This is a genomic window from Bradyrhizobium sp. DOA1 (genome assembly GCF_001593325.1).
In the GTDB taxonomy this organism is placed as follows: Bacteria; Pseudomonadota; Alphaproteobacteria; order Rhizobiales; family Xanthobacteraceae; genus Bradyrhizobium.
The window spans coordinates 353,849-373,586 of record NZ_JXJM01000001.1 but is presented as its reverse complement, the minus strand read 5'-3'; the positions used below and the strand labels follow the sequence as shown (position 1 = coordinate 373,586).

Genomic DNA, 19,738 nt, shown 5'->3' with positions numbered 1-19,738 from the left:
TGTACGCCCTGCCCTCGATTTCGCGTAAAAGAGGCAAGGCTCGCCCCTCAAAGCGCGGGTCGCAACAACAACCGACAAACCAAATCGGGAGCCGAAAATGCCGAAATACAGGGTGGTGACGCCGAAGGGCGCGAGCTTCACGGTCGCGGGCAGCGATTATTCCTTCGAGCAGGAAGCGCTCGATCCGATCGATGCCGAGATCGTCGAGGCGCCGGCCGACGAGGCCGGGTTCATCGCCGCCGCGAAAAATGCCGACGCCATCTATGCCAAGGGCATTCCGATCACCAAGACCATCATCGACGCGCTGGAGAGCTGCAAGGTCATCACGCTCGGCTCGGTCGGCGTCGACAGCGTCGACGTCAAGGCCGCCACCGCCCGCGGCATTCCTGTCACCAACATTCCCGACACCTTCATCGAGGAGGTCGCCGACCACGCCATGATGCTGCTGCTCGCGGGCTTCCGCCGCCTGGTCGAGCAGGACCGCATGGTGCGCGACGGACGTTGGGCCGAGGGCCGGCCGGCGCTGCTCAAGATCCCGAGGCTGATGGGCCAGACGCTCGGCTTCGTCTCGTTCGGACGCGTCGCGCGTGCGGTTGCCAAACGCGCCGCGCCTTTCGGCCTGCGCATGATGGCCTACGATCCCTTCATCCAGGAAACGCTGATGTACGACCACGGCGTGGTCCCGGCGACGCTGAACGAGGTGTTGTCGCAATCCGACTTCGTCTCGATGCATGCCCCCGCGAGGCCCGAGGTGCATCACATGCTGACCGAGAAGCACTTCCGGCAGATGAAGAAGGGCTCGATCTTCATCAACACCGGCCGCGGTGCTACGGTGGACGAGGAGAGCCTGATCAAGGCGCTGCAGGAGGGCTGGATCGCGCATGCCGCCCTCGACGTGCTGGAGAAGGAACCGCCCTCGCACAACAATCCGCTGCTCGGCATGGAGAACGTGACGCTCACCGCACATGTCGCCTCGGCCTCGGCACGGTTCGACGAGGCGCGCAAGCGCCGCGTGGGCTACGAATTGTCACTGGTGCTTCAGGGCATGTGGCCGGTAAGCTGCGTCAATCCGTCGGTGCTGCAGAACACCGCGCTCCGCCGCTGGCAGCCCGTCAGCATGGACCGCGGACCGAACAGCTAGGCGGCCCGGCGCGGCGCGCCGGACGATAGGAACGGCCCTTCACCGGTGATCAACGCCGGGAAGGGAGACATCATAGGGAGGAACTGATGAGGAACGACATCACACGTCGTGATGCCTTGGCGCTGGGCCTGTCCGCTGCAACGCTCGCGGCCACCGGTGCTGCAGCGCAAACATCCAATATCAAGGCTGCCGACGTCCCGGCACCCAAGCGCGAGATCGAGAAGGGCGCGTCCTTGCGCATGCTGCGCCCGGTGCGCTTCGTCCAGGCCGACGAGGACGTGTTCCGAGCCAATGCGGCAAAGTTCACCAAGGACACTGGGGTCGAGGTCAAGGTCGACTTCGTCGGCTGGGAAGACATCAACCAGCAGACCGCGGTGACCTCGAATTCCGGCGCCGGCCCCGATATCATCATCGGCTTCTCCGACGCGCCGCATATCTACATCGACAAGCTGATCGAGCTCACCGACGTCGCCGACTATCTCGGCAAGAAGTACGGCGGCTGGCAGACTCTTGCGAAGACCTATGGGAAGAAGGCCAAGAGCGATACGTGGATCGGGCTGCCCTTCGGCGCCACAGCTGGCCCGCTGATCTATCGCAAGTCCATTCTTAAGTCAGTCGGGTTCGACAAGGCTCCGGAAGATCCAGCCGGCTTTCTCGATCTCTGCAAGAAGCTTCAGCAGGCGGGCAAGCCAGCCGGCTTCGCACTGGGCAACGCGGTCGGCGACGGAAACGGCTTTGCGGACTGGATGATGTGGGCGCACAACGCGGCGTTGCTGGACGAGGAGGGCAATGTCACAATCAACAGCAAGGAGACGATCGCGGCACTGAACTTCGTGAAGCAGCTTTACCCGACCTTCATCGCCGGCACGCCGTCTTGGAACGACGTCAGCAACAATCGCGCCTATTCCTCCCAGGAAATCGCGCTGACGGCGAACGGGGTGTCCCTGTACTTCTCGTTGAAGAACGATCCCGCGACCGCCGCCATCGCCGAAGATTCGGAGCATCAGTTGTTGCCGAAGTTCTTTGCGCCGGCTCCGCCGATGTCTGGCCTGACGCTCAACGCAATGGTGTTCAAGCACAGCCCGTACCCGAACGCAGCGAAGGCATTTCTGCAATTCATGCTGGAAAAAGATCAATACGAGCCCTGGCTCAACGCCAATAGCGGCTACTGGTCGCAGCCGCTCGCAGCCTATGCCGATGCAGCAGTGTGGTCAGGTGATCCGAAGGTCGCAATCTTCAAGAACACCATGAACAACGGCTACTACGCCGGCTATAAAGGTCCGATATCGACGGCCACCGGTGCGGTGCGGGCGGACTATGTCACGGTTCAGATGTTCGCGTCCGTTGCGACCGGCGCAGCCACGCCGGAAGCCGCGGCCGCGGAAGCCGAGCAGCGCTGCAAGCGGTACTTCCGGCGGCAGGGCCGGTAGAAAACCAACAAGGCCGCCGTCATTGCGAGGAGCTCTTGCGACGAAGCAATCCAGACTGCCACCGCAGAACCAGACTGGATTGCTTCGCTTCGCTCGCAATGACGAATCTAATGAAGCCTAGAACAGGACGCCGATTCTGATGTCCGTGACCACCCTCTCCTCCTCGGCCCTCGCGCACCGGCAGCCGAACTGGCTGGTGCGGCTGTTCGACTACAAGCCGTTTCTGATCGTGATGTGCCTGGCGCCGGCGCTCGGGCTGCTCGCGGTCTTCCTGACCTATCCGCTCGGCCTCGGGGTCTGGCTCGCCTTCACCGACACCACGATCGGCCGTCGCGGCATCTTCATCGGGCTGGAGAATTTCCAATATTTGCTCACCGATCCCTTGTGGTGGAACGCGGTGTTCTACAGCGTGTTCTACACGGGTATCGCGACCCTCGGAAAATTCGCGCTTGGCTTCTGGCTTGCGCTGCTGCTCAACAACCATTTCCCGTTCAAGAGCCTGCTCCGCGCCATCGTGCTGCTGCCCTGGATCGTGCCGACGGTGCTCTCGGCGCTGGCGTTCTGGTGGATCTACGATCCGCAATTCTCGATCATCTCCTACCTGCTAGTCGACGTGCTGCATTGGAAGTCGAGCAATATCGATTTCCTCGGCTCGCCCTGGCCGGCACGCTTCTCGCTGATCGCCGCCAACATCTGGCGCGGCATCCCCTTCGTCGCGATCTCGCTGCTGGCAGGGCTCCAGACCATCTCGCCCTCGCTCTACGAGGCCGCGATGCTGGACGGGGCCAGCGCCTGGCAGCGCTTCCGCTACATCACCTTTCCGATGATGATGCCGATCCTCGCCATCGTCATGACCTTCTCGATCATCTTCACCTTCACCGACTTCCAGCTCGTCTATGCCATCACCCGCGGCGGTCCCGTGAACTCGACCCATCTGCTGGCGACACTGGCCTTCCAGCGCGGCATCGCCGGCGGCGAGCTCGGCGAGGGTGCGGCGATCGCCGTGTCGATGATCCCGTTCCTGGTGTTCGCGACGCTGTTTTCCTATTTCGGCCTGGCGCGCCGCAAATGGCAGCAGGGAGAAGCCAATGACTGACACCGTCGCGCAACCAACCGCGGACGCCAAAGCCGCGCCCGACACCATGGCCTGGGATTCCGGGCTGCGGCGGCTGATGATGATCTACCTGCCGCTCGGCTGCTTCGTGCTGATCCTGCTGTTCCCGTTCTACTGGATGGCGATCACGTCGTTCAAGCCGAACGCGGAGCTGATGAACTACAAGGACCACAACCCGTTCTGGATCTCCTCACCGACGCTCGCCCATATCAAGCACCTCCTGTTCAACACCGCCTATCCGCACTGGCTGAAGACCACGATGCTGGTCGCGATCGGTTCGACCACGCTGTCGCTGATCGCCTCGACGCTGGCGGCCTATGCGATCGAACGCCTGCGCTTCCGCGGCAGCCCTTATGTCGGCCTCGGCATCTATCTCGCTTATCTCGTGCCGCCGTCGATCCTGTTCATTCCGCTCGCTACCGTCGTGGTGCAGTTCGGCCTGTTCGACAGCCCGATCGCGTTGATCCTGGTCTACCCGACCTTCCTGGTGCCGTTCTGCACCTGGCTCCTGATCGGCTATTTCAAGTCGATCCCCTACGAGCTTGAGGAATGCGCGTTGGTCGATGGGGCGACGCGGCTCCAGATCCTGCGGCGGATCACGCTGCCGCTCGCAGTGCCCGGCCTGATCTCGGCCGGCATCTTCTCCTTCACGCTGTCCTGGAACGAGTTCATCTACGCGCTCGCCTTCATCCAGAGCGGCGCCAACAAGACCGTGCCAGTCGCCATCCTGACCGAGCTCGTCACCGGCGACGTCTATCAATGGGGTGCGCTGATGGCGGGCTCGCTGCTCGGATCGCTGCCGGTTGCGATCTTCTACTCGCTGTTCGTGGACTATTACGTGTCCTCGCTGACGGGCGCGGTAAAGGAGTAGTCGAGACCAGACATGCACCAGCGATGATGCGGCGCGAAACGCGCCTGGCTCGCGTTGGGACTTTACACTCAACGACCGCCTGCATAGGCTCCGAAGCGTTATTTTTTTGTTTCTGGAGCATTTGACATGAAAACGTTGGCATTGATCGTTGTCGCTCCCCTGCTTCTCATGCCTGCCGCATCAAGTGTGCAGGCGCAGACTGGAAGCACCACTGCAACCAAGAGCGCCAAGCAGCCGCCGCAGCAGCAGCAGACGAAGAATTTGCCCCGCTGCAGCCGGGCGATGAAGATGTCCGGAAAACCGTGTTACGGCGGATGAGGCTGGCAGGCGAACAAGCCCCGGCATCGCGTCGGGGTTTGTTCTGCGGCCTTTGGCCCGGCTTCACAAAACTGCAACACGCGAACCGCATAAGGCGTCGTCCGCCAACAGGAGACGCACATGCGCGCGACTTTTCTCAGCACCGTCGCAACGATCATTCTCACCGCGAGCTCCGCGCTCGCACAGAGCGAAGGTGAATTCCCGGCCAAGCTCGCCGGCCGCGTGGTGATGCCGGCCGAATCATTCATCGATGCTCCGGCCGATGCGCCCGCCGACCTGAAGACATCCGGCAAATACACGACCGGCAAGCGCGTCGATGCGCCCGGCACGGTGATGGGCAAGTCCTACGAACGGGCGACCGGCGTGTCGCTGCCGTTCAAGGGCCAGCCGCTGCAGGGCCATTCCGGCATCAAGACCATGCCCGACGGCACCTTCTGGGTGATCACCGACAACGGCATGGGCGCCCGCGCCAACTCGCCGGATTCGATGCTGTATCTGAACCGCTACAAGATGGATTGGGCCGGCGGCAAGATAGAGCGGCTGGAGACCATCTTCCTGCACGATCCCGACAAACGCGTCCCCTTCCGCATCGTGCATGAGGACACGCAGAAGCGTTACCTGACCGGCTCGGATTTCGACACCGAGGGCTTCCAGATTGTCGGCGACACCATCTGGATCGGCGACGAGTTCGGTCCCTACATCCTGAAGGCCGACAAGACCGGCAAGATCCTCGGCGTGTTCGATACGGTTGCCGACGGCAAGCCGGTGCGCTCGCCGGACAATTGGGCGGTGGGAACGCCGGCCGCGCCGGGTGCGACCTACACCAACGTCAACCTCCGCCGCTCCAAGGGCTATGAGGGCTTTGCCGCGTCCAAGGACGGAAAATTCCTCTACGGCCTGCTCGAAGGGCCGCTCTGGGATGCCGACAAGAAGGACTGGGAGAAGGTCGACGGCAAGGAAGCCGCCCGTATCCTCGAATTCGACGTCGCCGCCGAGAAGTTCACCGGCCGCTACTGGCACTATGTGTTCGAGCAGAACGGCAACGCCATCGGCGACTTCAACATGATCGATCAGGCCTCCGGCCTCATCATCGAGCGCGACAACGGCGAAGGCACCGCCGACAAGGCCTGCCCGCAAGGCACCCGCGGCGACAATTGCTTCCCTGATCTCGCCAAGTTCAAGCGCATCTACAAGATCGATCTCACCGACGCCAATGTCGGCAAGCCCGTGCGCAAGATCGGCTATATCGATCTCATGAAGATCAGGGATTCCGACAAGAAGGCGAGGAAGCCGCTCAACGACGGCGTCTACACCTTCCCGTTCTTCACCATCGAGAACGTCGATCGCGTCGACGACACCCACATCATCGTCGGCAACGACAACAACCTGCCGTTCTCGTCCAGCCGCGATCCCAACAAGGCCGACGACGACGAGTTCATGCTGCTGGAAGTCGCGGACTTCCTGAAGGCGAAGTGAGCGGAAGCGCTCTCTTCTCCCTCCTCCCGTTCTTGCGGGAGGAGGGTTGGAACGACAGTGGCTCCTCGTCATCGGTCATTGCGAGCGTAGCGAAGCAATCCAGAATCTTTCCGAGGCAGCAGCCTGGATTGCTTCGCTACGCTCGCAATGACGTGGATGGCACTCCATTCCCGCGCTCACGATGGACTCGCAGAGACAGCTTCTCATTCCTAAGGATGGGATAGGACGTGAAAGCCATCAGCGCACCGTAAAGTCCACGGGAATCGTGAAGTCCATCGAGCTGTTCTTGATTTCCGGCGGAATAGGCGGGAACGGCGCGGCCTGCCGGATCATCGACAACGCCTTGGCGTCGAACGCGGCAACGCCGGACGAACTGATACGGCTGGACATGATCTGGCCGCTGCGTCCGATCGTGAAACTCACCCGGACCAGTCCCCGCTGGTCATTACCGCCCGACGGATAGGAATGGAAGCGCATCAAGTGCGTTCGCACGCGCTGGTTATAGGTCGCAACCAGAGACGCGAGAGCGCCCGTGCTCATGGCTGACGCCGCGGGCGCCTCGCGCTCGGCGCGTGGCGGTGCGCTGGTGCGCGGCGCAGGCGGCGCCTCCGACGGCTTTCTGGCCTCGCGACGAACCACCTTCGGCTTTTCAGGCGCAGGTTTTTCCTGCGGCACGATCTTCGCGGGCTCGGGTTTGGCGGGCGCCGGCTCCAATTTCTGCTCCGGCGGCGCAACCACGTCCGGCTTTTCCTGCGGCGGCGTGGGCGCAATGGTCTCCTCGACCGTCTGCCGTTGCATGGGCTCCGGCGGAGAGGCGTCGGCCTCCTGCATCACGGGGCCCGGCGCCGTATCAACCGGCGTGGACTGCGGTGCCGACGTCACGGGCGTCATGTCGACCATGATCGCCGGCAGGCTGACGCCCTGCTCCGGTTGCGATCTGAGCCAGTTCATCGCCAGTAACGCCGCGGCGACATGCAATGCAACGATCACTGCAGCCGATACGCCCCAGCGCGCGGTATCGCGCTCACCGAGCGGCTCGTGCAGCGCAAACGCGTTAGCGGCAGCCATCAGCTGCGTCCGTCGAGGCCGACCAGGGCGACCTTGAGATAGCCGGCATTGCGCAGGCTGTTCATCACCTCCATCAAGTCGCCATAGGAGACGGCCTTGTCGGCGCGCAGATAGATGCGCTCGTCCTTGCGTCCCTTGGTGGCGGCGGTGAGCGCGTTGGCGAGACTGTCGCGGGTGATTGTATCCTCGCCGACGGCGACGGTGAGATCCGGCTTTACCGTCACGAAGACCGGTTTGTCCGGCCGCGGGGCAGGCTCGGCGGCGGTCGCCGGCAGATCGACGCCGATGTCGACCGTGGCGAGCGGAGCGGCCACCATGAAGATGATCAGCAGCACCAGCATCACGTCGATGAACGGCGTGACGTTGATCTCATGGGTGACGTCGAGTTCGTCAGGGCCGCCGCGCCTCAGCGGCGATCCGGAGCGTGCGCCGAGCTTCGCGGCCATGACCTACTCCGCCGCCCGCGCGAGGCTGAACGTCCTGTGGTCGCGCTGGCGGCTGACCAGCAGCATGAGCTGAGCCGAGGCATCGCCGAGCAGCGCGCGGTAATTGGCAATGCCGCGGACGAGGTGATTGTAGATTACGACCGCCGGGATCGCGGCGACGAGGCCGAGCGCGGTCGCAAGCAACGCCTCCGCGATGCCGGGCGCGACCACAGCGAGGCTGGTGGTGTGGCTCTCGGAGATGCCGATGAAGGCGTTCATGATGCCCCACACCGTGCCGAACAAGCCGACGAACGGTGCCGTGGCGCCGATGGTCGCGAGCGCGCCGGTGCCGCGCGCGATCTGCCTCGACATCGCCGCCTCGACCCGCTCCAGCCGCAGCGCCACCCGTTCCTGCAGGCCGTCGTCGAGGATGCCGCCGGAGAGCTCGGCCTCCCTTGCACAGGACTGGATGAGCTGCGCCACCGCGTCACGCGCATCGCCGGCCCGTTCGGCGGCTTCGGCCAGCCTGATGTTGCCTTCGAGCGCGCGCGTGCGCTGCAGGGCAAGTGCGCCCTTGCGGCGCAGCTCGATGGACTTGGCCAGCCACACCGTCCACGTCACCAACGAGGCGATGGCAAGTCCCACCATCACCGTCTTCACGACGATGTCGGCGCCCTGGAACATGCCCCAGGGCGACAGATTGCGCGGCAACAATGCCTCGTCGATCGCGAAGGCAGGTGCCGGCGCGAACGCCAGCGCAATGGTTAGGATCACATGCCGAAGCCTGGAATTGCTCTGCATCTTGATCTCCCGACAGACAGAGAAAGAAGCTATGCGGTGGGCTGCATCGCGATCCGGTCCGCAAGCTGCCGGAACCGCGCCAGCTGATCCGCGCGCAGCGCCCGCGCCTCGTCGCGGCCGACGAACACCTTGAACATGATGCCGCCGTCGGCATTGACGAACGCGACGAAGGCCGACGTCTTGCCCATGAAGGGACGCTCGACGAACGCAACGGCCGCGCAGCGCTCGTGGCGGAGATGGCCGTGCAGGCCCTTCGGCTGCATCAGGTTGAAATAGCCGCGGCCGATCTCGCCCGCGGGAATGCTACCTGTGAACTCAAAGATCGCATCGTCCGTATGCACGATCAACGTGACCTCGCCCCATTCGGCGATGTCCTGCATGGCGGCGGCGAAATGCTCGCCACCTCCCACGCGCACCATGGACGACGGCAGCGCCTCGATCACCGCACGCGCGGTGACCTTGCGCTCGCGCGCAACGTCCTCGATCACCGCGCCGGGATTGTCGGCCATATACGCCTTGAGATCGGCGAGATCGGTGCTCAGCATGTCCGGCTCCCTAGCTGGCGCGATCTAAGCGGCCGCGTTCGTCTTGCGCTCGGTCATGATGACCTCGAACCCCTCGAATTTGGGATGGCCGAGATAGAGGCTTTCGCCCGTCTTGTTGTCGGCGCGCGCGTGCGCGCGGCGGAATTCCTCCGAGCGCGTCCAGGCTTCGAAGGCGGCCTTATCGACCCACACCGTGTGCGAGGAATACAGCGTGTGGTCCTCGAGCACCGGTCCCTTGAGCAGATGGAATTCGACGAAGCCGGCCATGCTGCCGAGATAGGATTCCCGGGTACGCCAGACGGTCTCGAACGCAGCTTCCGAGCCAAGCTTCACCTGAAAACGGCTCATTGCGATGAACATGAAAGTCTCTCCTTCTGATCTGGATGAAAACGCGCCGAAGCCGCGCTGGAGCATCAGCGCGGCCCGGCGGGGATTGCTGGTGTTGCGATGCCTGCCGGCTTACGCACCTCCAAAGTGGATCTTCATGCCGGCCTTGTAGACCCTGCCCGGGCCCGGGCTCGTCCACAGCACGTCGTTCTGCGAGGTGCCGTCGGTCGAACTGCCGGGAATCGCGTAAGGCCGGTAATACTGGTTCAAGAGATTGTCGATCGACGCCGAGAACACGATGTCCCTGGTCGCGTTATAGGTCATATAGAGATTGACCAGGTCGTAGCCGGTCGACCGGACATAGTTGGCAGGCACGTCGTTGTTGGGACCGAACGAGGCCCACTGTGCCGACAGGATCAGCGTGCGATCGAGCAAGCGAACACCACCGGTCGTAACGACCTTGGTCGGCGTGATGGTCGCCAGTCCGATATTGGTTTGGACGTTCTTGCCCTGGATGTAGTGACCGGCGACGCCGATGAACCAATCGCCAGCGTCGTACATCGTCTCCGCCTCGAAGCCCTGAATGCGGGCATTGGCGATGTTCTGATACTGATAGAATTGGCTGAACGAGCCGAACGGCGGCACCGGGACGGGCGCCGAGGCGACCAGGTCGATATAGTCGCTGACGTCGTTGCGGAACAGGTTGATCTTGCCGCGGAACGAATCGTTGGCGCTGAAGATGCTGTCATATTTCAGGTTGAAGCCGACTTCCTTGTTCTTGCCGACCTCAGGACGAAGATTCGGATTGGGCAGGAAGCAGAACAGGCCCACCGTGCCATTGGGACAGGGGAAGAAGGCCGGTCCACCACCAGTCGCGTGCGCACCCGAAATCACGGTCTCGGTGATCGACGGCGCACGATAGCCTTCGGCATAGCTAACATACGGCTGAAAGCCAGGGACCGGCGTGACGCCGAGGGTGATCTTCGGCGAGAAGCGATCGCCGCCAGCGCTGGTCCTGCCGGAATCGAGGTCGTAGCGGTCATAGCGGATCGCGCTCACCGCCTCGAACCAGGTGCTGTAATTCTGCTTGAGCTGAACGAAACCGCCCGACACGGTACGGATGCCGCTCGGCGTCGTGATGTTGGAATTGCCGCGGCTGTCGGTGGTAATCACGTCGTCCTGGAACGCGTCGACGCCCCAGGTGACGGCATTGCGCCAGTCGCCGACATTGAAGCGCGTGGTGTTGTTGACGTCGATGCCGTAGGTATTGAGAACATAGCCGCGCCTATCGCCGACGCAACCGGAGATGTTGTTGCCGAAATTGCCCGCTCCACAAAGGGCCCCGCCTGCGGTCGAATAGTGATAGGTCTTGGTCTGGTCGCTATCGACGCGGTTGCCGTAGACCGACATCTGCCAGTCGAACAGATTGTCGCTCGGCAGCGAATATTTCCAGGTGACGGTGCCGGTGTAGTTCTTGACGTCGGACGCATAGACCGACGAGCCCTGATAGAGCGCGCGCTGCGCCGCAGTTGCCACCGGGCCTCGGTTGAACTGGCCGATGTCGTACTGATAGTCCTGGAACACGGCGCCGAACTTGACCTCGTGACCGAGAGCAGGACGCACGGTGACCTTCATCAACCCGGCCTCGACCTGGTTGCCCGTGTTACCGATCTCGGTGCCGTTGCCGTCCTTGTAGTTGCCCTGCGTGCGATAGACCGCGCCGCCGAAGATGTCGACGTCGGGCGTGGCGCGCACGCCGCCGAATACGGAGCCGAGGCCGCGATTGTTGTTGGACCCGTAGGAGCCCGAGAGATCGACGCCCCAGCGCTCGCCGGGACGCAGCACGTCATTGATGTCCTTGGTGCGGAACGAGACCACGCCGCCGATCGCGCCGGAGCCGTAGATGTTGGCGGTGGGGCCGCGCACCACATCGACACCACCGATCAGCTCAGGATCGAGGAAGAAGGAGCCGTTGGCGTTGTGGCCGGTGCGCTGGTAGTTCTGCCGCGCACCGTCGACGACGACCGCGACGCGACCGAAATCCTGCAAGCCGCGGATGTTGATGACCGTCGCGGGATCGTCGCCGCGCTCCTGGAACGAGACGCCGGGCACGGCATAGAAGATGCCGGACAGCCGGTTCGGCTGAAGCCCCTGGATCTGGTCGAGCGAAATGGAGCTGACGGGCGCGAGCGAGTCGATCGCGCGCTCCTTGATCTTCGTGGCGGCAGCCGTGATGGTATCGAGTGCCTGGACGCCGACAACCACCTGCGCGTGCGCATCGCGCACGCCGGCGCTGGCCTCCTGCTGCGCGACTTGCGCGGTCGCCGGCTTGCGCTTGGCCTGCTTCGCTCTTTGCGACGACGCCCTTTCCGACGATGCACTTTCGGCTTGCGGCGATGCGGTCTGCGCAACACCGCGCTCCGCCGTCATTGCCGCGATTGTCACCACCGACGCGCCCAAAATCAGGGCGCGCGAATACCTAGCCCCGTCAGCCATATCAGCCCCAGCCTGCACTTCACTTTGATGTTGGCGTCTTTGGCTGGCGTGCGTTCGCAACGCGAACGACTGGCTGGCTTGTTTTCTTAACGCGGGGACGTCACCCCGCTGCCACAATTGGTTACGTGGCAACACTCTGACGGTCAATGACACGACGTTGCAGTTTATATCGATTGTAAACTGCCGCCGTTGGAATGCGCCGTGCGCCGCTTATACAAAGCAGGACGCATCTGAAATTTCGAAAGCGCATCACAGCACAATGTCAGCAACGTCCGGAGACAGCGGCAGCGTCGCGGCAGGGCCGGCGGGAAGCCCTTCTGCGACAACGAGAACCCTCACCATACGAGGGAGCCGGATCGACAGCCGCGAGCTGTTTGCGGCCGAGCGTGAGATCATCATCGCGCATGGCGAGGACAGCTATCGCCTGCGCCTGACCTCGCAGAACAAGCTGATCCTGACCAAGTAAACCGCAATGACATTTCGTCGCAGCATCGCAAGTCTCCTGATCTCCGGCACATTCGCGCTCGTATCAGGCGCGCATGCTGCCGGTATCATCGTGCATGATGCGCGCAATCGCGACGTCGCCGTCACCGACGTCGCGCGCACGGTCTCGATCGGCGGCGCGATCACCGAAATCCTCTATGCGCTCGGATTGGAGAGCCGCCTGGTCGGCGTCGACACGACGAGCCTCTATCCGCCGGCGGCGCTGCACGATAAACCCAATGTCGGCTACATGCGCAAGATTTCGGCCGAAGGCGTGCTCGGCCTCAACCCCTCGCTGATCCTGGCGATCCAGGGATCCGGCCCGCCCGAGACCATGGACATCCTCGAGACGGCGAAGGTGCCGCTGGTGCTGGTGCCCGAGACGTTCTCGGAAGACGGCCTGGTCGAGAAGATCAAGCTGGTCGGCCATGCCATGGGTGTCGACGCGCGCGCCGCATGCCTGAGCGCTGCGGTCAACGCCGACCTGGCGCAGCTTCGCGCGCTGCGTGCCAAGGTGGCGAAGCCGGTGCGCGTGATGTTCGTGATGTCGCTGCAGAACGGGCGCGCCATGGTCGCCGGCCACAAGACCGCGGCCGACGAGATCATCCAGCTCGCCGGCGCCGCCAATGCCATCGACGAATACGACGGCTACAAGATCATCGGCGACGAAGCGATCGTGGCCGCCAAGCCGGATGTCGTGCTGTCGATCGAGCGCGGCAAGGATTCCCTCCAGGCCGACGCGGTCTATGCCCATCCCGGTTTTGCGCTGACGCCGGTCGCGGCCAACAAGAGCTTCATCACCATGGATGGGCTCTATCTGCTCGGTTTCGGGCCGCGCACGGCGGCGGCGGCGCGTGATCTCTCGGTCAAGCTCCACCCGGCACTGGCCGACCAGGGCAGCACCTTCACGTCGGCCCTGTCGGCGGCGAATTGCCGGCAATGAGCGTGGCGCTCGGGACGGACGCGCAAAGCCCGCGGCGACGCGCCGCTGCAGGACGGCGTTCGGCCTCCTTCGCGCTTCCCCTGCTGCTCGTGCTGCTCGCGCTCACCGCCATCGTTGCGTTGACGGTTGGCGCGGCCGGCATTCCTCTCTCGCGGCTGCCCGCTGCGCTTGGCCTTGCCGGCAACACGGCGGGCGAGGGCATGGCCGCCCGCGACCAGCTCGTGCTGTGGTCGATCCGCATTCCCCGGATCGTGGCCACCGCGATGGTGGGCGGCCTGCTCGCGGCCGCCGGCGCGATCATGCAGGGACTGTTTCGCAATCCGCTCGCCGATCCCGCGCTGGTCGGCGTCTCCAGCGGCGGCGCGCTTGCGGCGGCGAGCGCGATCGTGTTCACGGATTCACGCTTCGGCGAAGCGCTGCGCTTCCTCCAGACCGAGCTGTTGCCGCTCGCGGCCTTTGCAGGCTCGCTCGTCACCACCGCGGTCCTCTACGGCATCTCCAGCCGCTCCGGGCGAACCTCGATCGCGGTCTTCCTGCTGGCCGGTGTCGCCATCACCGCCATCGCCAATGCCGGCATCGGGCTTCTGGTGTTCATCGCCGACGACCGCCAGCTCCGCGACATCACGTTCTGGCTGCTGGGCTCGATGAGCGGCGCGACCTGGACCAAGGCCGCCGTGCTTGCGCCGATCCTGATCATTGGGCTCGTCGCCTGCGCCTTCATCGCGCGCGGGCTCGATCTTTTGGTGCTCGGCGAGGCCGACGCGTTTCACGGCGGCGTCGACGTCGAGCGGCTGAAGCGGATCTCGATCGTCATGGTCTCGGCCATGACCGGCGTCGCGGTGTCGATCAGCGGCGTCATCGGCTTCGTCGGCATCGTCGTGCCGCATCTGCTCCGTCTCGTCATCGGCCCGGCGCATCGTCTGCTGCTGCCGGCCTCGGTGCTGTCAGGTGCGATCCTGATGGTGGGCGCCGACACGCTGGCGCGCACCATCGTGGCGCCGGCGGAGATGCCGATCGGCATCCTGACCGCGGTCGTCGGCGCGCCGGTCTTCCTCGTCATCCTGCTGCGGCAGCGCGGGCTTTCTTCGCTATGAGCATCGTGATCGAGGCGCTCTCCTTGAGCAAACGCGCCGGCCAAGCGACGCTGCTCGACGGTGTCGGCCTGACGGTTGAAGCCGGCGAGATGGTCGCCATCATCGGTCCGAACGGGGCCGGCAAGTCGACGCTGCTGCGGCTGCTCTCCGGCGATCTCCGTCCAAACGCGGGCGCGGTCCGGCTGAAGCAGCGCGCCATCGGCAGCTATAGGCCGCGCGAGCTCGCCGCGCACCGCGCCATGCTGTCCCAGCACATCAACGTCACCTTCCCCTTCACGGTCGAGGAGATCGTGCTGATGGGCGCGGGCGATCGCAGCTTGCGCGAGGCGGGCGTCCTCGTGGATGCCGCGCTGGACGAGGTCGGCCTCAGCCATTTCAGAGGCCGGCAATTGCCGACCCTGTCCGGCGGCGAGCAGCAGCGCGTCCATTTCGCCCGCGTGCTGGTGCAGCTCGCCTGCGGCGAGGCCGAGCATGGTCCGGGACTTCTGCTGCTGGACGAGCCGACCTCGAGCCTCGACCTGCGCCACCAGATCGAGCTCGTCGAAGCGGCGCGCCGCCGCGCTGGCCGCGGCACGGCCGTGGTCGCGATCCTGCACGATCTCAATCTCGCGATCCGTTTCGCTGACCGGCTGGTCGTGCTGAACGGCGGCCGGCTCGCCGCCGACGGCCCGCGCATCGAGGTCGTGACGCGCGAGATCATCCGCGACATCTTCGAGATCGATGCCGTGGTCCACAGCGGCGATGACGGGGTGCCCTATGTGCTGCCGCAATCGATGCGGGCAATTAGGACTGGAATTTAGCCGATCCTGCTTCTGCAAGGACGAGTGCGCTCCCTCCCCTGCTTGCGGAGGAGGGTCGGGGAGAGGGTATCTCCACAATGGGACAATCCCCCAGAGGAGAGAACCCTCACCCCGACCCTCTCCCGCAAGCGGGAGAGGGAGAGCACTTCCTTCGCGTCTACGGCCCTAGCCCGACGGCACGATCACCATGCCCTTATCCTTCGGCCAGCGGATGCGCCAGGCGAAGTTGATATCGCGGGCCTCGCCGGGCTTGGCGTCGAACGACCATTCCAGCACGCCGCGCTTGTCGCGGATGTTGCTCGCGGTCGGCGGCGTGGTCGCCGGCAGCATCTCGACCACGATCTCTTCGTTCTCGCTGACCGGCAATTGGTCCTCGATCGCAACCTTGATCGGGAAGTCGTGACCATTGCGGATCGTCGTCTTGAACGAGCGCTCGTCGGTCTTCGAGGTCGTAACCAGCAGGCCGGCCGAGCCCTCGTTGCGCTTGAGCACTGCGCGCTCGATTCGAACCTTGTCGTCGGCGCCGAAGCCGAGCCGCACAATGTCGTCCTTGGCCGACGCCGTGATCTTGCCGCGGCCAACGAAGACGCCGTCGCGGTAGATCGCGACCTTGCCGGGCAGCAAGGTCGTGTCGTCGGTCTGCTTGAAGCTGGCTTCGAGGAAGGCGGTCGGATCCATCACCGGCGCGGCGCGCACCGAAAGATCTGCGGGCACGGTCGTTGCCGCGATCTTCAGGCTCTTGGCGCCTTCGGCGGCGCCGAGACTGACACGACCCGGAATCCTGAAGGTGGCCTGGAAGTCGCCGATCTCGGCCACCGCCTGCTGTTCTTCGGCGCGCTCGGCGAGATCTTCCCGGGATCTGGCGGCGAAGGCCGGGGGTTCCATTTTTCGCATGGGTGCCGCCGCGGGCGCTGGCGCTGCCGTGTCCGAGACTGATCCCAACGCGCGTGGCTTCGGCACCTGCGGATATTGCGCAATCAGCGAGTTCAACTCCGGCGCGCTGCCGCCGCGGCTGATGCGGACTGTGGAGACGCCGAGCGTGACGTTGGACCAGTCCTCGCCGGTCGATTGCGTGATCTCGGCACGACGGACCAGTTCCAGTTGCGGCTTGCGGTCCTTGGCGCCGGTGTCGAGCCGGGCGTCGTAGAGCGGCAACCAACGCGCATTACGCACATTGTAAGTGACCCTCAGCGTCGCCTTGGTCGCCGCCGGTGCGGCAACGTCCATGCGGACTTCGAGCTTGCTCGGCGGCTTGGCCTTGCGCTCGGCTTCGAGCTGGACGATCTGACGATCGATCTCGCGCTGCTTGCGCGTCGCATCACGAATGGCGGCATCGGCGTTCGCAATTTCCTCACCGACCGCCGCAAAGGCCGTGCGCCATTCGGCGATCGGACGCGCCTCACCCTTCTCGCCGATGCCCGCGGGGGACGCTTCGGCAAAGTGCTCCGCGAACTTGCGGCGCGCGTTGGCCGAGTCGATCGCGCCTTGCAAATCGGCGCGCTGGTCGTTGAGGGCTTCGATGCGTTTTTCCAGCTCGGGCAGGTTGACCGGTGCCACGCGCGGCGACCGCGCATCGATCGAGCCGATGGTGAGCTTTGCGCCACCTTCACCCTCGACCCGGATCGAGGACATGTCGAGGGTCAGCGGAAAGTCCTTGGCGACCAGCGTCGAGTCCCCGGACGGCAGGTCGACATTGATGATACGGGTCACGGTAGCACCATCCGGATAGACGGTGACGGTGTCGATGGCCGACGTCGCGTCCACGTCGGCGGCCCATGACGGCGACGCCGTCGCCATGACGACCAGAACCAGGCTCGTCGTTGCCAGATAACTCGCGGTGATGCGCATAGTCTCTCCTGCCGGTATCGCCGCGCCGCCAGCCGGACGCCTGCGATCAATGCCTCGCCATCGTGGTTGGACGCGGCAGGGAAGGAACTGGTTCGATTGGGGTTTCCGTGGGGCACCGCTGCGGCGGCATGGTGGCGACGGAATGTGATGTCCCGCGGCTGATCGGGACGCCCTCGCCCAGCGCAGCACGACTTCAGCGCGCCGGCACGGGCATTCCCAAGGTAGCGAGCGCGCGCCGGTGGCTGCCCGCGAGCAGCGGACCGAACGCGATCGCGAATCCAAGGAAGGCGATGACCCAGCCGCAGGCGGCCACGTGCAACAGCACATCGCCATATGCGGGCAATGCCACGGCGGCGACGCGCGTCAGCGCCGCGACGAAGATCGCGAGGTAGATCCCTTGTGTCGCGGGCGACGCCGTCAGCGCCTGTCCGGTATGGCCGAGGCTTGCGCGGGTCATCACAGCGAGCGTCATGATTCCGGCCGCGCCCGCCATCCAGGCATGAACGCCCGCGCTCGGCGCCAGCGCGCCGAAGCCCGCCAACGCATTCAGGAGGAAGCCGAGCGGCACGAAGACGTAGCCGACATGGAGGATCAGCAGCAGGCGCTCGCGCATGGTGCGGTCACCGGCCCAGCGCGCCAGCCGGACGAGATGCAGCACGCCCACGAGCCCCATCACAACACCGATGACGGCATTCAACGGCGCCACGATCCACGCGATGAGCGCGAGCACGCTACATCCGATCACCACGCCGTCGAAGCGTCCGAACGGCACCGGCAGGCGGCCGGGGTTGAACTTGACCAGCCAGTTGCGGGTGAAGCTCGGGATGATGCGGCCGCCGATAAGCGCGATCAGCAGCACGACCACGCCGATGCCGACGCGGATGCTGACATCGGCCGCGCCTTCGACATGGGCTTCGAGATGAAAAGCGACGTTGCCGGCGAGCAGCACCAGCACGAGCGCCACCACGGGCAGGTTGCGCCAGTTGCCGCCTGCCATGATCTCACGCGTCGCGGCAGCGACGACCAGCGCCAGGAAGGCGGCATCGACGAGGACCGCGAACAGCCAGCCGATATTGGCCGACAGCGTCACCGCGACACGCCCGGCAAACCAGACCACCAGTAGCGCTCCGAGCGAGGTGCCCTGGATTGGCAACCGCCCGGTCCAGTTGGGGATGGCCGTGAACAGAAATCCGGTGATCACCGCCGGCAGGAAGCCGTAGAGCATCTCGTGGACATGCCAGTCGCGGGGCGCGAAGGCTGACGTTACCGACAGCTCGCCGTAAAATATCGGCAGCCAGGCCAGGATCGACAGGGCGGCCTGGATCGCGGCGAACAGGAAAAAGGGCCGAAAACTGTTCGCAAACAGCGGCCAGCCCTCGAAGTTGCGGGATCGGGTACCAGCCATGGGATCAACTCCTGGAAATTCACACTGCGTCTGGAAAAATACTGCCGTCCGGCCGGTCCGTTTTGCGCTATCGCAAACTGCTCGACGATTGCAGGTGCCATCACACTCCCCAGCGCCAAGGAGACGTAATGGCCAAGGTCGACACATCGCTGGTTGCACATTTGCCGCTGTTTGGAGGCGTCAAGCCGGATGACCTCGAGGAGATCCTGCGCGAGGCCCGCTCGGCCCGTTACCCCAAGAACAGCGCCATCTTCGAGCAGGGAGCGGACGCGCAGTCGTTCTTCCTGCTGCTGCACGGCCACGTCCGCGCCGCCAAGACGACGCCCACCGGCGAGCAGATCGTGGTGCGTTACGTCGCGCCCGGCGAGACGTTCGGCCTCGCAATGGCGATCGGAGCCGCGCGCTATCCGGCGACGGCGATGGCGGTCGACGACAGCGTGGTGCTGATCTGGCCGACCTCGGCCTGGCCGCGGCTGATCGAGCGGTTTCCCTCGCTCGCCGCCAACACGCTCCAGACCGTCGGCACGCGCCTGCAGGAAAGCCACACCCGCATCGTGGAGATGTCGACCCAGCAGGTCGAGCAGCGCGTCGCGCATGTGCTGCTGCGTCTCGCCAAGCAGTCCGGCAAGAAGCTCGAGCACGGCATCGAGATCGACTTCCCGATCAGCCGCCAGGACATCGCACAGATGACCGGCACCACGCTGCACACCGTCAGCCGAATCCTGAGCGGCTGGGAGAGCCAGGGCTTGGTCGAGAGCGGCCGTCAGCGCATCATCCTGCGCGAGCCGCACAGGATCGTGGTGCTCGCCGAGCGCAGTCCCGACAGCGGCGCAGCGTGAGAGCGCCTCCAGAACGATTCCTGCGAAGATAGGCGCGAGGGCGCTCCGCTTACGGCGGAAGCGCGCCCTCACCCGGGAATCCGCACGCGCCCGTGCGAATTCCGAAACCTGTTACGCTGGCACGCAGTCGCACAGCGCGGCGAGGAATGTCTCGCGATCGATGCCGTGCTCGCGGCAGGCGTCGTCCACCGTGTGGAACGTCGCGATCGGACAGCCGACGCAGGCCATCCTGAAGGCGAGAAACACGCGGATCGTGTGCGGCGCCGTGCGCATGATGTCATCGACCAGATCGTCGGATCGGAAAGACATGGACA

At 64.6% G+C, this 19,738-nt stretch carries 20 protein-coding genes; 11 read left to right on the top strand and 9 right to left on the bottom strand.

The genetic code is table 11. The annotated features are described in order from the left end of the window. Nucleotides 1-97: 97 nt before the first annotated feature. The 6 genes from SE91_RS01750 (at nt 98) to SE91_RS01725 (ending at nt 6,350) form a co-directional block, all read left to right on the top strand. The gene (locus SE91_RS01750; RefSeq protein ID WP_060737086.1) at nt 98-1,141 is read left to right on the top strand and encodes a C-terminal binding protein; all 1,044 of its coding nucleotides are present in this window, start codon (nt 98-100) and stop codon (nt 1,139-1,141) included. Between the two features lie 86 nt (nt 1,142-1,227). Beyond that, a complete protein-coding gene (locus SE91_RS01745) occupies nt 1,228-2,571 on the top strand; it encodes an ABC transporter substrate-binding protein (protein WP_061846353.1) in 1,344 nt (447 codons plus the stop codon). Nucleotides 2,572-2,710: 139 nt separating this feature from the next. Beyond that, the gene (locus tag SE91_RS01740; RefSeq protein ID WP_061846352.1) at nt 2,711-3,667 is read left to right on the top strand and encodes a carbohydrate ABC transporter permease; all 957 of its coding nucleotides are present in this window, start codon (nt 2,711-2,713) and stop codon (nt 3,665-3,667) included. Continuing rightward, nucleotides 3,660-4,556, top strand: a complete 897-nt coding sequence (locus SE91_RS01735) for a carbohydrate ABC transporter permease (RefSeq protein ID WP_061846351.1) — start codon at nt 3,660-3,662, stop codon at nt 4,554-4,556. The genes SE91_RS01740 and SE91_RS01735 overlap by 8 nt, the downstream gene beginning before the upstream one ends. A 126-nt stretch (nt 4,557-4,682) precedes the next feature. After that, a complete protein-coding gene (locus tag SE91_RS01730; RefSeq protein ID WP_008546119.1) occupies nt 4,683-4,874 on the top strand; it encodes a hypothetical protein in 192 nt (63 codons plus the stop codon). Nucleotides 4,875-4,994: 120 nt separating this feature from the next. Continuing rightward, a complete protein-coding gene (locus tag SE91_RS01725) occupies nt 4,995-6,350 on the top strand; it encodes an esterase-like activity of phytase family protein (RefSeq protein WP_061846350.1) in 1,356 nt (451 codons plus the stop codon). Between the two features lie 237 nt (nt 6,351-6,587). Here SE91_RS01725 and SE91_RS01720 read toward each other — a convergent pair whose 3' ends face one another. The 6 genes from SE91_RS01720 to SE91_RS01695 all read right to left on the bottom strand — a co-directional run bounded on the left by SE91_RS01720 (nt 6,588) and on the right by SE91_RS01695 (nt 12,012). Further along, on the bottom strand, nt 6,588-7,418 hold the full coding sequence (locus SE91_RS01720) for a TonB family protein (RefSeq protein ID WP_061846349.1): 831 nt from the start codon (nt 7,416-7,418) through the stop codon (nt 6,588-6,590). Continuing rightward, a complete protein-coding gene (gene exbD / locus SE91_RS01715; protein ID WP_061846348.1) occupies nt 7,418-7,864 on the bottom strand; it encodes a TonB system transport protein ExbD in 447 nt (148 codons plus the stop codon). The genes SE91_RS01720 and exbD overlap by 1 nt, the downstream gene beginning before the upstream one ends. 3 nt (nt 7,865-7,867) lie before the next feature. Further along, on the bottom strand, nt 7,868-8,644 hold the full coding sequence (gene exbB, locus SE91_RS01710; RefSeq protein WP_061846347.1) for a tonB-system energizer ExbB: 777 nt from the start codon (nt 8,642-8,644) through the stop codon (nt 7,868-7,870). 29 nt (nt 8,645-8,673) lie between these two features. After that, nucleotides 8,674-9,189, bottom strand: coding sequence for a heme utilization cystosolic carrier protein HutX (hutX, locus tag SE91_RS01705; protein ID WP_061846346.1), 516 nt, complete (start codon nt 9,187-9,189; stop codon nt 8,674-8,676). Between the two features lie 24 nt (nt 9,190-9,213). Next, nucleotides 9,214-9,549 carry a heme-degrading protein HmuQ gene (hmuQ, locus tag SE91_RS01700; protein ID WP_061850867.1) on the bottom strand — a complete coding sequence of 112 codons (336 nt, stop codon included), beginning with the start codon at nt 9,547-9,549 and terminating at the stop codon, nt 9,214-9,216. Between the two features lie 99 nt (nt 9,550-9,648). Further along, entirely contained in the window at nt 9,649-12,012 is a 2,364-nt protein-coding gene (locus tag SE91_RS01695) for a TonB-dependent hemoglobin/transferrin/lactoferrin family receptor (RefSeq protein WP_061846345.1), read from the bottom strand. Between the two features lie 259 nt (nt 12,013-12,271). Between SE91_RS01695 and SE91_RS37375 the strand changes: the two genes are divergently transcribed. From SE91_RS37375 to SE91_RS01675, 4 genes are read left to right on the top strand one after another with little or no spacing between them, the layout of a single operon-like run. Further along, the gene (locus SE91_RS37375) at nt 12,272-12,478 is read left to right on the top strand and encodes a hemin uptake protein HemP (protein ID WP_008546142.1); all 207 of its coding nucleotides are present in this window, start codon (nt 12,272-12,274) and stop codon (nt 12,476-12,478) included. 6 nt (nt 12,479-12,484) lie between these two features. Beyond that, nucleotides 12,485-13,438, top strand: a complete 954-nt coding sequence (locus SE91_RS01685; RefSeq protein WP_061846344.1) for a heme/hemin ABC transporter substrate-binding protein — start codon at nt 12,485-12,487, stop codon at nt 13,436-13,438. Then, nucleotides 13,435-14,532: a FecCD family ABC transporter permease gene (locus SE91_RS01680; RefSeq protein ID WP_061846343.1), complete on the top strand. Its 1,098-nt coding sequence runs from the start codon at nt 13,435-13,437 to the stop codon at nt 14,530-14,532. The genes SE91_RS01685 and SE91_RS01680 overlap by 4 nt, the downstream gene beginning before the upstream one ends. Then, nucleotides 14,529-15,332, top strand: a complete 804-nt coding sequence (locus tag SE91_RS01675) for a heme ABC transporter ATP-binding protein (RefSeq protein WP_061846342.1) — start codon at nt 14,529-14,531, stop codon at nt 15,330-15,332. The genes SE91_RS01680 and SE91_RS01675 overlap by 4 nt, the downstream gene beginning before the upstream one ends. Before the next feature lie 165 nt (nt 15,333-15,497). Here the strand turns inward: SE91_RS01675 and SE91_RS01670 are convergent, their stop codons facing one another. Further along, nucleotides 15,498-17,180: a mucoidy inhibitor MuiA family protein gene (locus SE91_RS01670; protein WP_061846341.1), complete on the bottom strand. Its 1,683-nt coding sequence runs from the start codon at nt 17,178-17,180 to the stop codon at nt 15,498-15,500. A 193-nt stretch (nt 17,181-17,373) separates the two neighbouring features. After that, nucleotides 17,374-18,585 carry an NnrS family protein gene (locus SE91_RS01665; protein WP_061846340.1) on the bottom strand — a complete coding sequence of 404 codons (1,212 nt, stop codon included), beginning with the start codon at nt 18,583-18,585 and terminating at the stop codon, nt 17,374-17,376. 128 nt (nt 18,586-18,713) lie between these two features. Here SE91_RS01665 and SE91_RS01660 point away from each other — a divergent pair, with 128 nt between their 5' ends. Next, nucleotides 18,714-19,424, top strand: a complete 711-nt coding sequence (locus SE91_RS01660; RefSeq protein ID WP_061846339.1) for a Crp/Fnr family transcriptional regulator — start codon at nt 18,714-18,716, stop codon at nt 19,422-19,424. Nucleotides 19,425-19,535: 111 nt separating this feature from the next. On the opposite strand, the gene SE91_RS01655 is transcribed toward SE91_RS01660, so the two are convergent. Then, entirely contained in the window at nt 19,536-19,733 is a 198-nt protein-coding gene (locus tag SE91_RS01655; RefSeq protein ID WP_061850866.1) for a DUF1858 domain-containing protein, read from the bottom strand. Nucleotides 19,734-19,738: the final 5 nt, after the last annotated feature.

Excerpts from the sequence above, each read along its gene's own strand:
- SE91_RS01750 (WP_060737086.1), top strand. The coding sequence starts at position 98 with ATGCCGAAATACAGGGTGGTGACGCCGAAGGGCGCGAGCTTCACGGTC.
- SE91_RS01745 (WP_061846353.1), top strand. The coding sequence starts at position 1,228 with ATGAGGAACGACATCACACGTCGTGATGCCTTGGCGCTGGGCCTGTCC.
- SE91_RS01740 (WP_061846352.1), top strand. The coding sequence starts at position 2,711 with ATGTCCGTGACCACCCTCTCCTCCTCGGCCCTCGCGCACCGGCAGCCG.
- SE91_RS01735 (WP_061846351.1), top strand. The coding sequence starts at position 3,660 with ATGACTGACACCGTCGCGCAACCAACCGCGGACGCCAAAGCCGCGCCC.
- SE91_RS01730 (WP_008546119.1), top strand. The coding sequence starts at position 4,683 with ATGAAAACGTTGGCATTGATCGTTGTCGCTCCCCTGCTTCTCATGCCT.
- SE91_RS01725 (WP_061846350.1), top strand. The coding sequence starts at position 4,995 with ATGCGCGCGACTTTTCTCAGCACCGTCGCAACGATCATTCTCACCGCG.
- SE91_RS01720 (WP_061846349.1), bottom strand. The coding sequence starts at position 7,418 with ATGGCTGCCGCTAACGCGTTTGCGCTGCACGAGCCGCTCGGTGAGCGC.
- exbD (WP_061846348.1), bottom strand. The coding sequence starts at position 7,864 with ATGGCCGCGAAGCTCGGCGCACGCTCCGGATCGCCGCTGAGGCGCGGC.
- exbB (WP_061846347.1), bottom strand. The coding sequence starts at position 8,644 with ATGCAGAGCAATTCCAGGCTTCGGCATGTGATCCTAACCATTGCGCTG.
- hutX (WP_061846346.1), bottom strand. The coding sequence starts at position 9,189 with ATGCTGAGCACCGATCTCGCCGATCTCAAGGCGTATATGGCCGACAAT.
- hmuQ (WP_061850867.1), bottom strand. The coding sequence starts at position 9,549 with ATGTTCATCGCAATGAGCCGTTTTCAGGTGAAGCTTGGCTCGGAAGCT.
- SE91_RS01695 (WP_061846345.1), bottom strand. The coding sequence starts at position 12,012 with ATGGCTGACGGGGCTAGGTATTCGCGCGCCCTGATTTTGGGCGCGTCG.
- SE91_RS37375 (WP_008546142.1), top strand. The coding sequence starts at position 12,272 with ATGTCAGCAACGTCCGGAGACAGCGGCAGCGTCGCGGCAGGGCCGGCG.
- SE91_RS01685 (WP_061846344.1), top strand. The coding sequence starts at position 12,485 with ATGACATTTCGTCGCAGCATCGCAAGTCTCCTGATCTCCGGCACATTC.
- SE91_RS01680 (WP_061846343.1), top strand. The coding sequence starts at position 13,435 with ATGAGCGTGGCGCTCGGGACGGACGCGCAAAGCCCGCGGCGACGCGCC.
- SE91_RS01675 (WP_061846342.1), top strand. The coding sequence starts at position 14,529 with ATGAGCATCGTGATCGAGGCGCTCTCCTTGAGCAAACGCGCCGGCCAA.
- SE91_RS01670 (WP_061846341.1), bottom strand. The coding sequence starts at position 17,180 with ATGCGCATCACCGCGAGTTATCTGGCAACGACGAGCCTGGTTCTGGTC.
- SE91_RS01665 (WP_061846340.1), bottom strand. The coding sequence starts at position 18,585 with ATGGCTGGTACCCGATCCCGCAACTTCGAGGGCTGGCCGCTGTTTGCG.
- SE91_RS01660 (WP_061846339.1), top strand. The coding sequence starts at position 18,714 with ATGGCCAAGGTCGACACATCGCTGGTTGCACATTTGCCGCTGTTTGGA.
- SE91_RS01655 (WP_061850866.1), bottom strand. The coding sequence starts at position 19,733 with ATGTCTTTCCGATCCGACGATCTGGTCGATGACATCATGCGCACGGCG.